Annotated in this window: 12 protein-coding genes and 1 tRNA gene; all 13 read left to right on the forward strand. The window is 48.1% G+C overall.

The genetic code is table 11. The annotated features are described in order from the left end of the window. Positions 1–17 precede the first annotated feature (17 nt). The 13 genes from GWG06_RS15750 to GWG06_RS15810 all read left to right on the forward strand — a co-directional run bounded on the left by GWG06_RS15750 (position 18) and on the right by GWG06_RS15810 (position 14,377). A complete protein-coding gene (locus GWG06_RS15750; protein ID WP_127043566.1) occupies positions 18–1,001 on the forward strand; it encodes a zinc dependent phospholipase C family protein in 984 nt (327 codons plus the stop codon). 191 nt (positions 1,002–1,192) lie between these two features. Then, the gene (gene serC, locus GWG06_RS15755; RefSeq protein ID WP_127043565.1) at positions 1,193–2,263 is read left to right on the forward strand and encodes a 3-phosphoserine/phosphohydroxythreonine transaminase; all 1,071 of its coding nucleotides are present in this window, start codon (positions 1,193–1,195) and stop codon (positions 2,261–2,263) included. Positions 2,264–2,433: 170 nt separating this feature from the next. Continuing rightward, the gene (locus tag GWG06_RS15760; RefSeq protein ID WP_127043564.1) at positions 2,434–3,678 is read left to right on the forward strand and encodes a DUF1015 domain-containing protein; all 1,245 of its coding nucleotides are present in this window, start codon (positions 2,434–2,436) and stop codon (positions 3,676–3,678) included. A 307-nt stretch (positions 3,679–3,985) separates the two neighbouring features. Then, entirely contained in the window at positions 3,986–4,960 is a 975-nt protein-coding gene (locus GWG06_RS15765; RefSeq protein ID WP_160714353.1) for a tetratricopeptide repeat protein, read from the forward strand. Positions 4,961–4,981: 21 nt separating this feature from the next. Further along, positions 4,982–6,637: a phenylacetic acid degradation protein PaaN gene (gene paaN / locus GWG06_RS15770; RefSeq protein ID WP_127037881.1), complete on the forward strand. Its 1,656-nt coding sequence runs from the start codon at positions 4,982–4,984 to the stop codon at positions 6,635–6,637. Positions 6,638–6,707: 70 nt separating this feature from the next. Beyond that, complete coding sequence (locus tag GWG06_RS15775; RefSeq protein WP_158631443.1) at positions 6,708–7,373, forward strand: YceI family protein; 666 nt, start codon at positions 6,708–6,710, stop codon at positions 7,371–7,373. Positions 7,374–7,457: 84 nt separating this feature from the next. Further along, on the forward strand, positions 7,458–7,715 hold the full coding sequence (locus tag GWG06_RS15780) for a 2TM domain-containing protein (RefSeq protein WP_160714355.1): 258 nt from the start codon (positions 7,458–7,460) through the stop codon (positions 7,713–7,715). Between the two features lie 34 nt (positions 7,716–7,749). Further along, positions 7,750–9,564: an AMP-dependent synthetase/ligase gene (locus GWG06_RS15785; protein ID WP_127037875.1), complete on the forward strand. Its 1,815-nt coding sequence runs from the start codon at positions 7,750–7,752 to the stop codon at positions 9,562–9,564. A 60-nt stretch (positions 9,565–9,624) separates the two neighbouring features. Then, positions 9,625–9,696: transfer RNA gene (locus GWG06_RS15790), tRNA-Arg, on the forward strand. Between the two features lie 466 nt (positions 9,697–10,162). Continuing rightward, entirely contained in the window at positions 10,163–10,906 is a 744-nt protein-coding gene (locus GWG06_RS15795; protein ID WP_160714357.1) for a DUF2846 domain-containing protein, read from the forward strand. Positions 10,907–11,134: 228 nt separating this feature from the next. After that, positions 11,135–11,869 carry an FkbM family methyltransferase gene (locus GWG06_RS15800; protein WP_127037869.1) on the forward strand — a complete coding sequence of 245 codons (735 nt, stop codon included), beginning with the start codon at positions 11,135–11,137 and terminating at the stop codon, positions 11,867–11,869. Positions 11,870–11,938: 69 nt separating this feature from the next. After that, positions 11,939–12,646: a carboxypeptidase-like regulatory domain-containing protein gene (locus GWG06_RS15805; protein WP_160714359.1), complete on the forward strand. Its 708-nt coding sequence runs from the start codon at positions 11,939–11,941 to the stop codon at positions 12,644–12,646. Positions 12,647–12,769: 123 nt separating this feature from the next. Then, positions 12,770–14,377, forward strand: a complete 1,608-nt coding sequence (locus GWG06_RS15810) for a Na+/H+ antiporter (RefSeq protein ID WP_127037865.1) — start codon at positions 12,770–12,772, stop codon at positions 14,375–14,377. Positions 14,378–14,473: the final 96 nt, after the last annotated feature.

A 14,473-nucleotide genomic window follows, 5' to 3' on the forward strand; every position in this document is an offset into this window, starting at 1 on the left:
CCCCAAAAACGAACCATATGTTACCCCGTTGTCTGATACAGATTCCTGTATATTTTATATTATTCATATTACTCCGGCATGAAGAAGTACATGCGTGGGGATTTTTTGCGCATCAGCGGATTAACCGGCTGGCGGTGTTTTGCCTGCCGCCGGAGATGATGCAGTTATATAAGCCGCAGCTGGAGTACCTGAGTGTACATGCCACGGATCCGGATAAGCGGCGCTATGCGGTAGCTGCGGAGGGAGCGCGGCATTATATCGACATTGATGTATTTGACACGCCGCCTTATCTGCGGATACCGCGCAGATGGCAGGATGCGGTAGAGAAGTATACGGCTGATTCGCTGAACCGTAATGGTATTTTGCCCTGGCATCTTGAAAAGATGATGGCCGTACTGACGAAAGCATTCCGGGAGCGGGACCAGCACCGCATCTTACAGATATCGGCTGAAATAGGCCACTATATTGCAGATGCGCATGTACCGCTGCATGTATGCTCCAATCATAACGGGCAGCTGACAGGGCAGCAGGGTATACATGGCCTCTGGGAATCCAGGATACCGGAACTGCTGGCAGACAGGGAATTTGATTACTGGGCCGGCAAAGCCGTGTACATTGCAGACTGGCGGCGGTATGTATGGCAGATTATTACTGCCAGCGGCCTGGCGGCAGATACGGTGCTGCGGGAAGAAAAGCGGCTTAGCCACGAATGGCAGCCGGCGCAGCGATATGCATGGGAAAGCCGCAACGGCACTCTTATACGTACTTACGCTGACGGGTATACGAAAGCGTACCGTCATGCAATGGGCGATATGGTTGAACGCCGCATGAAAAACGCCATTGAAGCAGTTGCGGCCTGTTGGTATACCGCGTGGATGAATGCGGGACAGCCTTCTTTACAAACACTGAATCATACAACCCTTACTGACAGCGAATCGCAGGAGTTTGAACTGTTGCAAAAGCAATGGATACAAGGCCGTATGCTGGGCCGCCAGGAATAAAAGCTGCTAAAATATTTAGAGTAATACTAAATATTTACAAAAGATATTTTATCTTTGCTCCTACTATCTTTTAACCTATCCTACACCACGCGCCTTACAGGTTTTATACCCGTGCCGTTTTTTTTCCGTTTCCTTAGAAAAACCAAAACAAAGTGGAAAGATCAAAAAATGAATTTAATCTAGATCGTAACATGAAGGTGCATAATTTTAACGCAGGTCCTTCTGTATTACCCAACGAGGTGCTATACAAAGCCAGTAAAGCCCTGATCGATTTTGAAGGATCGGGGATGTCTATACTGGAAATAGGCCACAGAACAGAACCGTTTATGGCGGTGATGGATGAGGCACGCAGCCTGGTGAGGGAACTGATGCAGCTTGATGACGACTTTGAGGTGCTCTACTTGCATGGCGGCGCTACCACGCAGTTTATGCAGGTGCCGATGAATCTGCTGGAAAGCAGTGAAACAGCGGCATACGTAGATACCGGCGTTTGGTCCAATAAGGCCATCAAGGAAGCGAAGTTGTTTGGCTTCGTAGACGTAGTAGCCAGTTCAAAAGATAGCAACTACAACCACATCCCAAAACAGTTCACTATCCCCCAACAGGCAAGTTACCTCCACATCACCACCAACAATACCATCTATGGTACACAGTGGCATATGACCCCGGTAACAGATGTTCCCCTGATTGCTGACATGAGCAGCGATATCATGAGCCGCAGCATGGATTTCAACAAATACTCGCTCATCTATGCAGGCGTACAGAAAAATATGGGCGCCGCCGGCGCTACCATGGTAGCCGTACGTAAAAGCATGCTGGGTAAAGTAACCCGCAAAATCCCGTCTATACTGGATTACAAAAATCATATAGACAACGGCTCCATGCTGAATACCCCTCCCGTATTCGCAGTATATATCTCCATGCTCACCCTTCGCTGGCTGAAAGAGCAGGGCGGTATTCCTGCCATCGAAAAAATCAATGATAAAAAAGCAGCACTCCTCTACGACGAAATTGACCACAACCCGCTGTTCCGCGGTACCGTTGCCAAAGAAGACCGTAGCAAAATGAACGCCTGCTTTATCATGGATAAACCGGAAATGGAAGATGAATTCCTGAAATTCTGCAAAAAAGAAGATATCGTTGGCATCAAAGGCCACCGCTTATCCGGCGGATTCCGCGTATCCATGTACAACGCATTACCCTACGAGAGCGTAGAAGTAATGGTGGAAGCCATGAAATACTTCTCTCTGAAAAAAGCATAAATAACAGCAATTACGAATTGCGAATTACGCATTACAAATGTGTTACGAAGATATGAGCGCAGTATGACTTCAGCATCTGCCTATATCTTCGCACCACATTTGTAATCCGTAATTTGTAATTCGTAATTCTTTTTCAGTACTTTTATAACCTCACCTACATACCAAGCATCATGGCAATTATCAGACCTTTCAGAGGATTAAGGCCCAAAGAAGAACTGGCGGCAAAGGTAGCTGCAAGGCCTTACGACGTACTCAGTGCTGCAGAAGCAAAAGCAGCAGCAGCAGGTAACCCCTACTCCTATTATCATGTTTCGAAATCAGAAATCGATCTGCCGGAAGGTATCGACACCCATAGTCAGCAGGTATACGACAAAGCCGCAGAAAACCTGCAACGCCTTGTAAAGGAAGGTACCCTCTTCCAGGAAGCACAACCTGCCTACTATATATATAAACTGGTGATGAACGGCCGCGCCCAGACCGGACTCGTATGCGCCTCCTCCGTAACCGACTACAACAACGGCATCATCAAAAAACATGAGTTCACCCGTCCTGATAAAGAACTGGACCGCATCAACCACATTAAAACCACCCTCGCCCAGACCGGCAACGTATTCCTCGCCTACAACGACGTACCCGAACTGAATGCGCTGATCGACCACTGGCAGGAACATAATAAACCCGTATACGACTTCACCGCAGAAGACGGTATACAACATACCATCTGGGTGGTAAATACACCACAGGCAGTACAGGATATCACCACCCTGTTCGCTGAAAAAGTGCCCTGCACCTACATCGCAGACGGGCACCACCGCGCTGCCTCCGCCAGCCTCGTACAGAAAGAACTCCAGGAAAATGGAAAAATCACGTCTGTAGAGAATCCGGCCAACTTCTTCCTCACCACCATCTTCCCGGCCAGCCAGCTGGCCATCCTGGACTATAACCGCGTAGTGAAAGACCTTAACGGCCTCAGTAAAGCGGAATTGTTATCCAGACTGGACTACGACTTCTCCGTGGAAGAAACCGGCCACACGCCCCAGCAACCGGCCATGCTGCACGAATTCAGCATGTACCTCGATGGCAGCTGGTACCGCCTCGTAGCCAAAGAAGGCACCTACACCACCGATCCTATCGGTATCCTCGACGTTACCATCTTATCCAATAACATCCTGGACAAACACCTCGGCATCAAAGACCAGCGTACCGACAAACGCATCGATTTCGTAGGTGGTATCCGCGGCCTCCAGGAACTGGTAAAACGCGTAGACAGCGGCGAAATGAAAGTAGCCTTCGCCCTCTACCCCGTTACCATCCAGCAATTATTCGATATTGCCGACAGTGGCAATGTTATGCCGCCAAAAAGCACCTGGTTTGAACCAAAGCTGCGCGACGGACTTGTAACACACGTGATTTGATTATGAATTAAGAATTATGAATTATGAGTTGGGGCGAAGATCTAAGCAAGTGATAAAATATATTCACTTGCTTAGATCTTCGCCCCAACTCATAATTCATAATTCTTAATTCATAATTCACATAATGTAAACCTTTAATATAAAGCCCTTATGTTACATCATTTTCCTTACTTTTACAACAAACGACAGACAAGGAATGCATATGAGGTCTTCTTTATTGAAAACAGTTTTAGTTGCAGGCGTATTATTTTCACAAGTGGCAGCAGCGCAGGATGCAAAAGAGTTGTATAATACTGCAACCAATTTCATGCGAAACGGGGACTATTCCAATGCAGTGCTTGTATTGAATCAGGCCTTACAGCTGGAGCCTGAAAATTTTGAATACAGGAAACAGCTGGGTTTTACCTTCTATCTGAAAGGTGATCTCATCAAAGCGAAAAATGTAATTGAGCCGCTGCTGAATAAGAAAGAAGCGGATGTGCAGGTATATCAGATAGCCGGCAATATTTACCAGGGCCGGGAAGAATGGAAAACAGCCCAGCGGATGTATGAAAAAGCACTCCGTAAATTCCCAAACAGCGGCGAGCTGTACAACGATAACGGACAACTGCTCATGCGTTTCAAAATGTACGACGGCGCACTGCGCAGCTGGATAAAAGGTATTGAACAGGATCCCGGCTTTCCGGGCAACTACTACAATGCCACCAAAACCTATAACTACAGCAATAATCCTATCTGGTGCATACTCTATGGCGAAACCTTCATGAATATGGAGAGCTTCACCACCCGCACAGCAGAAATCAGGAATATTGTACTGGAATCATACAAGAAACTATTCAATGACCCGTCCCTGTTTGACAGCATGGTGCCGGAAGAAGAAGGAAAGAAAGGCAGGAAAGGCAGAGGCAGCGACGATTTTACAGCTGCATACAAACAATGCATGGGTAAACAGATGAGCGTGGTTACCGGCGGCGTAGACCCCGACGCGCTGATTATGGCACGTACCCGGTTCCTGCTGGACTGGAACAACTTCTACGGAGTGAAATTTCCGTACAGCCTGTTCGATTTCCAGCGGAAGATGTTAAGAGAAGGGTTGTTTGAAGCCTATAACCAGTGGCTGTTTGGCCCGGCTGCCAGCCAGGCCGGCTACAAAGCCTGGATAGGGCTCCACAAACAGGACTATGACGCTTTTCTGAAATACCAGCGCAGCAATCCCCTGAAGCCACAGCCGGATGAATATTATAACGACGGGAAGTTTACGTTGCTGAGTGCAGGATATTAAGCACAATCTCAAAATCCAAATATGCTTGTTACGAAACACCAAAACACTATTGAAGCTGCTGTAAAAGCCAACCACGAAAGAGCATTCTATTCGCAATACCCGGAGCATCCCAAGGCTTACGGAGAAGATGCTCATGCCAAAGGCGTACAGAGCTACCAGCAATTGCTGAACAAACCCTTCAAACAATTGCTCCAGACAGGCGAAACAGGCTGGACCGGAGAAGAAGTATCTCCCTACACACAGGAAGTGCTGGGTGTCACCTATCCTTCCTTTCCGGTGGACGATCTGGTAAAAAAAGCCATCACAGCAGGACAGCAATGGGGCAAAACACCCGTTGGCGAAAGAGCTGCCGTACTAACAGAAACGCTGGAACGAATCAAGGATTACTTTTTTGATATTGCCAACGCCACCATGCATACTACCGGCCAGAGCTTCATGATGAGCTTCCAGGCTTCAGGACCGCATGCCAACGACCGTGCACTGGAGGCCATTGCCACCGGCTACCACGAACTGCAGCGCTATCCGCCGCAGGTGGCCTGGGAAAAACCTATGGGCAAATTCAGTATCAAACTGCAGAAAACATTCAGGGCTATTCCCAAAGGCGTAGGCCTGGTTATCGGCTGCTCCACCTTCCCGGTATGGAATACGCTGCCAGGTGTATATGCTGACCTCATTACCGGCAACCCGGTTATCGTAAAACCTCATCCGAGAGCTATTCTTCCTATAGCCATCGCCGTTAGCGCCATCCAGCAGGTATTACAGGACAACGGATACGATCCTGCACTGTGCCAGCTGGCAGCAGACAGCTCCGATCATCTCATCACCAAAGAGCTGAGCGAGCATCCTGATGTTAAACTGATTGACTATACAGGAGGCAGCACCTTCGGAAATTATATAGAATCCCTTCCCGGTAAAACCGTCTTCACAGAAAAGGCAGGCGTGAACTCCGTACTGCTCGACAGTGTAAAGGACCTGGATGCCGTTATCCAGAACCTGGCATTCTCTGTAAGCCTCTATTCCGGACAGATGTGTACCGCCCCGCAGAATTTCTTCATTCCTGAAACCGGCGTCCGTACAGATAACGGCGTGGTGAGTTTCAATGACGTAGTACAGAAATTCAGGGACGCCGTAGTAGGCCTCGTCAACAATCCCAAGATGGGTGCAGGCACGCTGGGAGCAGTTCAGAATGAAGGCACACTGACGCGCGCACGTGAAGCACAGCAGCTGGGCGGCAAGGTAATACTGGCCGGCACAGAAGTGGCAAACGACGAATTCAGCAAGGCACGGGTATTTGCCCCTACCATCCTGGAAGTAAGCAGCGCCGATAACAACATTTACGAGAAAGAATTATTCGGTCCGGTTGTACTGATCATTAAAACGAAAGATACGCCGCACACCATACAGCTGGCCAGGCAGATGGCCCGCAAACATGGCGCTATCACCTGCGCAGCCTACACCACAGATGCTGCCGTAAAGGAGAAGATAGCAGATGAAATGAACAGCGTATTTACGCCTGTATCTTTCAACCTGACCGGTTTCATCTGGGTAAACCAGCATGCCGCCTTCTCTGATTTCCATGTAACAGGTGGTAATCCGGCCGGAAATGCCAGCTTTACCAACCAGGAATTTATTGTCAAAAGATTCGTGTGGGTAGGCAACCGTGAATTGATAGAGTAGTTAAAACATCCGCCGGTATTATGTTTACTCATAGTGCCGGCGGGTATCATAATAAAGCAGGGAGATGTCTATGAAGCAATTTTTATCCATATTATGGCTGGCTGCCATCGGGCTGTATAGCTGTGAACAGGCGCCACGGGCTGATAAAGCCACTGTCAGCGAAGCACAGGCCGTGCAGGCAGGCAGCGGTACCGCCTATCTTGTTGACACCAGCAACAGCGTGGTAGGATGGACCGGTACCAAGCCTACCGGTAAACATCACGGCACACTGGATCTGACAGGTGGTGTCATCTATGTAAAAGACAGCGTGATCACCGGCGGACAGTTCATCATCAATATGCGTTCTTTACAAAACATAGACCTGGCGGCCGATACCGCCATGAAAAATAAGTTTGAAAGCGAGTTAAAAGGCAAACTCTTTTTTGATACAGAGCAGTATCCCGCTGCCACCTTTGAAATTACCGGCGTAAAACCCTTCCGGCCAGCGCCCGGCGAAGAAATAGAACTGAAAGATGCTACTCATACCATCTTCGGGAATCTCACCCTCAAAGCTGTTACCAAAAATATATCTTTCCCCGCCCGGATCAGCATCAGCGGACATGAACTGAATGCTGCCGCCAACTTCAATATTGACCGCACCGTATGGGGTATCAGTTACCGCGCTGACAAGTCAGTGCAAGACAAACTCATTAACTCCCAGGTAAATATCCGTTTCCAGGTGAAAGCCACGCGATAGCCGGGTTTTTCGTTTTTTTCTGTGTGAAGCCAATAAAATAAATTAAATTGGGTAAGCACCTTATCATGTAAAACCTGAAGCATAATGGAAACTACCCAGCAGAGAGATGAACGACTGTGGCGTATTGCGAAAGCCAGAGCCGGATTCAAATCGCATCTTATCATTTACCTCGTTGTGAATGCAGGATTATGGGCAGTGTGGTTTCCGACTGACAGGGATTTACCGGAAGGTGTTCCGTGGCCTATATGGCCCGCTCTCGGCTGGGGTATTGCATTGGCGTTCCAGTATTACAACGCTTATCATAAAAACTCTTACAACGCCGTGAAGGAGTATCAGCATTGAGCGCGTTTTTGTGCCAAAACAAAATTACAGTACAATGGACCAACCGCAGCGATTATTCGACGTCGTTCCCAATCAGCTGGCAAAGTATCCCAAAGCGGATATGCTTGCCGGAAAAGTTGATGGTAAATGGAGAAAGTACAGCACACAGGAAGTAGCTGATCTTACCATGAAATTCAGTTCCGGATTATTAAAACTGGGCATCAGGCCAGGAATAAAAAAGAACGAAGAGAAAGATAAGATTGCTATTATCTCCCCCAACAGACCGGAGTGGATTATTACCGATCTGGCCTGTCAGCAGCTGGGGGCGGCCCTTACACCCATTTACCCCACCATCAGCCAGAGTGAAATGGAATACGTGCTGAATGATGCAGAAGCCAGAATACTGTTTGTCAGCGATAAAGAACTGCTCGCCAAAATCATGGATAACCGTGATAAATTCCCTACCGTACGGGAGATATTTACCTTCAATAAAATAGAAGGCGCCCGGCACTGGACAGAAGTAGTAGCCCTGGGCGACGCGGCAGACTACCCCACGATTGATGAAATACGCAAAAACATTGCACCTGAAGAGCTGGTTACACTCATCTATACTTCCGGTACTACCGGTACGCCCAAAGGCGTTATGCTCACACACAAAAATGTTATGAGTAACGTACTGGCCTGCCAGCCATACCTGCCGGTGAACAAGGATGCCAGGGCATTGAGTTTCCTGCCGCTCAACCACATTTTCGAACGCATGGTAACCTATCTCTATCTGAATGCCGGCGTACCTGTGTATTACGCAGAAAGTATGGAAACCATCGGTGACAACCTCAAAGAGGTAAAACCGACCATCTTTACCACTGTACCACGTTTGCTGGAAAAAGTATATGAGAAGATCATGTCTACCGGGCTGGAGCTGAAGGGCATCAAGCGTGCGCTGTTCTTCTGGGCAGTAGACCTGGGGAAAAGATATGAAATCAACCAGGACCAGGGCTTCTGGTATAACATACAGCTCAAACTGGCCAACCGGCTTGTTTTCAGCAAGTGGCGGGCAGCACTGGGCGGCAATATACAGGCCATCGTTAACGGTGCAGCGGCCTGCCAGGTACGCTTACTGAAGATCTTCACGGCAGGTGGCATTCCCATACTGGAAGGCTATGGCCTGACGGAAACCTCCCCTGTTATCAGCGTAAACCGCTTTAATGTGGAAGATCGTATGTTCGGTACCGTAGGCCCCGTCATCAGCAATGTAGAGGTTAAAATAGCCGAAGACGGGGAAATATTATGCAAGGGCCCCAGCATCACGGCCGGATATTATAAACGTCCGGACCTCACTGCCGACGCTATCACAGACGGGTGGTTCCATACCGGCGATATCGGCGTCATCATTGACAACAAATTCCTGAAGATCACCGACCGTAAAAAGGAACTCTTCAAAACCTCCGGCGGCAAGTTTGTGGCGCCGCAGCCGATAGAGAATAAATTCAAGGAATCTCCCTATATAGAACAGATTATGGTGGTGGGTGAAGACCGTAAATTTACGGCTGCCCTGATTGTACCATCCTTCAGCAACCTGCGCACCTGGGCACAGAAACGGGGTATCAACTATACCACCAACGAGCAAATGGTACAGCACCCGGATGTGCTGGACCTCTTTAAACAGGCTGTGGACAAATACAACCAGTTCTTCAACCATATAGAACAAGTCAAAAAGTTTGTGCTGATGCCGCGGGAATGGACGGTAGACGGCGGTGAACTTACGCCCACCCTGAAAGCTAAAAGAAAGGTGATCCTGGAGAAATACAAAAAAGAGATTGACGGTATCTATGCCCCCGCCGGCGGCAAAGTTGACATAGAAAGTCTTTAATTTTAAAATTAAAACCCTTACTTTTGCAACCCGATACCCCATAAGGGTATCAGGCAGGCTGGTCCCGTAGTTCAATGGATAGAATAGAAGTTTCCTAAACTTTAGATACAGGTTCGATCCCTGTCGGGACTACAAAAACGTTTACCCGCCCAATTTCAGCATTACTGGAATTGGGCGTTTTTCATTAGCGGCAGCGGTTCCCAGGGAAAGAGCGGCAAGGAGAAATTAATGACAGCTCTTCTAAACGTTTCAGATTATCTTCATTTGTCATCAACCGGAAAGCAGCTTTCGGATCATTACGCAAATAATTAACTATCAAAGGGATACAACAACGTTGATATAACGTTCCGTAACCTGCTGTTACTAAACCCGCGGCGTTAATGCATACGCTTACTGCGGCAGTGATCCGGTTAACAGAACTGATCCTTCCGGTCATTAGATATAAGTGGCTGCACAGCCTGGTCTTCATATCCATACCTCCTCCTTCTAACACGCAGGAAGCGGCTATCTCCTGCTGCCCCCCTTTCCATTAAAGAACCAACCGTTGCACATTTCCTCCGATAATACCTTAGCTTTACCTCATCTAATTCCTGTACACATGAAACACATTATTATACTGTTACTCGCCCTGGGCTTCTATACCCCAGGCTTTGCCACAATTGTATCCGACACAACTGACGTCATTATCATCAATCAGCAGGAGCCGTTACCGGAAGGCGCCAGGCATATCGGTAAAGTGAAAATAACCGATGGCGGGTTCAAGGTGAACTGCGGCTACGAGCACACGATTGAACAGGCTAAAGCCAAAGCTGTAAAGGCTGGCGGAAATCTCATCAAGATTACAGAGCTGAAATCGCCCGATGGATTTAGTACCTGCTATCGTTTGTTTGGGGAGATTTATTACCTGGAAAACACGGCAGATTTACATCTCAGTCAAAACAAATCTGCTGACAGTACGCTGAAATCGTTGCTGCCAGATACCGCATCCTATGCACTGGTCTATTTCTACCGCCCGCGTGGTATGGGATCGCTGGTTTCCTATGATGTGAAGATGAACGACTCTACTGTTTGCCGGCTGAAAAATAACTCCAGAAGCATCGTTAAAATATATCAAACCGGTAGCACCACCTTTTCTGCAAAAACAGAATCAAAATCTGAAGTCACTATAGATATTCAGCCGGGTAAAGCCTATTTTGTAAGAGGTAGCATTGCTATGGGCGCGTTTGTGGGCCGTCCCAAACTTAATGTAGTAGACGCTTTGACAGGATTAAAAGAGTACAACGCTGTCCAGAGTAATAAGGACCAGGATAAACTGGAGCGGGAAAAAGACCCTACCTACTAAACATCAGGATAACTGAACTTATTATTTCTGCGAAAAACCGACGCTGATCTCAGCACCAACATCACACCCCAACTCTTTCATTACCAGCATATTCATCCCTGGTGGCTGCTATTCCGGGCCACCGGGGAGTAAATCCTCTCTCCCAAATTATTTCGTTTTATAATTTTTGATGTCTATTTTAACCTGTATAAGATAACTGTCAACGATATAACCTACAACTAACGACCTATGTCATCATCTACACTGCTGGATGGAATCAAACGACTCGGATTCCTGAAGGGCATGCAAATCTATCGTGCGATCAAGCGCAAAAGCCCTGCTGTTAAATTCCCGGAGCTGCAACACCCGGTGATATTACGGCCGGGGTCTACCGATTACAAAGTACTGAAACAGGTATACATGCGGGGGGAATACGATATTGAATTTCCATTTCGTCCCAGGTATATTATTGACGGTGGTGCGAACATCGGGCTGTTTGCTATCCTTTTCGCCAACCGCGCGCAGGATGCCGCTATTGTCAGCATAGAGCCGGAAAGTGATAACTTCCGCCAGCTGAAAGCCAATACTGCCGTATATCCCAATGTAACGGCCATTCAGGCCGGATTGTGGAACAAGCAATGCCACCTGCAGGTGATTAAAGAAGGGCTGGAAGACTGGTCTTTTCAGGTGCAGGAAACCGATGACTGCAGCTCCTCCTTCCCTGCTATTTCCATCAATGATATTATGACGATGTACCAGTGGCCGCATATCGATATTGTTAAACTGGATGTGGAAGGCGCTGAGGAAAAAATCTTTGCCAGCAATTTTGAGTGGCTTGCCAAAACCAGGGTACTCATCATTGAACTGCACGACAAGCTGTTACCCGGCAGCAGCAATACTTTCAGAGCAGCCATGCAGCAATACGATTTTACCGAAAGCCGGCTAGGTGAAAACCTCATCTTCCGGAACAACCTTTTTAACTGAATACCGGCGGTGGTATATTAACTTTTCATTTGTAAAAAGCAGGGTATCTTCCGGTGTAATCCACTACACGTGACAAGAACCATCGTCATACTTGCCGTATTGCTGTGTATCCTGCAGCACGGCCAGGCACAAAGCCTGCTGCAGGGGCATGTCAGCCAGGGCGACAGCATTCCGTTGACAGGTGTAACGGTGCTGAATAAACGTATGCAGCATGCCGCCATCACGGACGACAAAGGCAACTACCAGCTGAAAGCCCAGCGGGGCGATACCCTGTTGCTGAAAGCACTGGGCTATATGCCCCTGCTGTACATTGTCACCAAAGAAAAGGATAATATCCGCCACCGCCTGCAGCCACAACCTATTGAGCTGCAAACGGTACGCATCATCAGGTATGGCTACCTGAAAGACTCCCAGCGGCTGCGCGATGAGTTCCGCAATGAATTTAACTTCAGGCGCCCCCGGTGGAATGAAGTTGTGCCATCTGTAGGCCCCCTCATAGCAGTCAATATCAACCAGCTGTATCGTGCAGTTTCCTTTGCCAAAAACCGGAAGAAAGACCGGTTTAAAAAGATTTTGCTGGAGAAGGAAAAACAAAACACCATCGACCGCCTCTTTAATCCGGAAGTGATTACACAGCTCACCGGTATGGAGGGCGACAGTCTGGCGGACTTTATGCTGCGTCATCAGCCTTCCTATGAATTTATTACCAATGCCTCCGATTACGACCTGTATCAGTATATCCGGGAACAGTATCTTAAATACAGCAGCGGTAAATAAGTAAGTCATAACGTATAGCCGTTTCCGGTATATACGCAGCCGCTGCTCCTGTTTCTTCCGAAAGCCTGCATATATAAGCATTACATAATTTCTGTAATTTAACAGCCAAATTTATGTGATCGTATGCATCATAATCTCCTCCTGATTTTATCGCTTTTATTTGTTGTTTTTATGCTGGTCATGCTGGGGCAGCGGCTTAAAATATCATATCCCATATTCCTGGTACTGGCCGGACTGGGCATAGGATTCATTCCCGGCCTGCCTCGTTTTACCATAGACCCTGAGCTGATATTTCTGATTTTTCTGCCCCCGCTCCTGTATGAGGCGGCCTGGTACACCTCCTGGAATGATTTCTGGAAATGGAAGCGTCCCATCTCCTTACTGGCTTTCGGCGCCGTCATATTTACGTCTGTCATCATCGCCTATGTATCGCAAGCCATGATTCCCGGCTTTACGCTGGCACTGGGCTTCGTGCTGGGCGGCATCATTTCTCCGCCCGATGCGGTGGCTGCCACCTCTGTACTCAAGCATGTGAAAGTGCCCAAACGTGCGCTCACTATCCTAGAAGGAGAAAGCCTCGTAAACGATGCATCCAGTTTGATTGTTTTCCGTTTCGCTGTAGTAGCGGTTACCACCGGGCAGTTTGTTATGCATCAGGCACTGGTAGATTTCTTTCTGGCAGCAGGTATGGGCATATTAATCGGACTGGCCATTGCGCATGTCATGTATGCCCTTCACCGTTTTCTGCCTACGACGCCCAGTATAGACGCAGCGCTGACTGTGATGACGCCTTACTTCATGTACATTGCAGCGGAACATTTCCACTACTCCGGTGTACTCGCGGTAGTCAGCGGAGGGCTGTTCCTCTCCTACCGTTCGCACGAAATTTTCACTAACGGCGCCACCCGCATGCAGATGCTGGGCGTATGGAGTACTCTCATATTTGTACTGAATGGCATCATCTTTATACTGATAGGGCTGGAACTCCCTACCATCGTGGAAGGACTGGGTGACTACTCTATTCGCGAAGCCATCATCTACGGATTAGTTATCAGCGCTATCACCATCCTGGTGCGTTTATGCTGGGTATACCCTGCTACTTTCGTTCCCCGCTGGCTCAGCAAAAAGATCAGGACCAACGAACCAAGCCCCGGCTGGAAAGGGCCCCTGGTAGTAAGCTGGGCAGGAATGCGCGGGGTGGTATCGCTGGCATCGGCCTTGTCTATTCCCCTGCTCGCAGGCGGACAGGCATTTCCGCACCGTAATCTTATTCTCTTCATCACCTTCATTGTAATCCTCGTCACACTGGTATTTCAGGGCCTTACCCTGCCACTGCTCATCCGGTTAATCAAAATAAAAGAGATAGATAATATTACCCCGGAAGATGAACAGGAGGCGGGTATTGAATTACACCTGATGAAAGTAGCGCTGGCACGCCTGGAAGAAAAATACGCCAGGGAAATCACAGAAAATGAACTGGCAGGCTTCCTCAAAAAAGACCTGGAACATCATATTGCCAACAACAGAGCCCGGCTGGAATCACTTGAGTGTAATGAAACCGAGAAAGAAGAAATAGAACAATACCACCACATATTGCGGGACCTCTATACCACCCAGCGGCAGGAACTATTCCGGTTACGCCAGCATAACAGCTTCAGCGATGAAATCATCCGCGGACAGGAACTGCAGCTGGATTTGGATGAGCTTAAGATCAGCAAGGCAACGCATTAGGAATTGCGAATTACGAATTACGAATGCAGAAGCGAAGATTAAAGCGTAGACAGCAGGAGATTTACTATGAGAAATTTTCCTGGATCTGCGCTTTAA

The sequence above is a fragment of the Chitinophaga solisilvae genome, from assembly GCF_009928525.1.
Taxonomy (GTDB): domain Bacteria; phylum Bacteroidota; class Bacteroidia; order Chitinophagales; family Chitinophagaceae; genus Chitinophaga; species Chitinophaga solisilvae.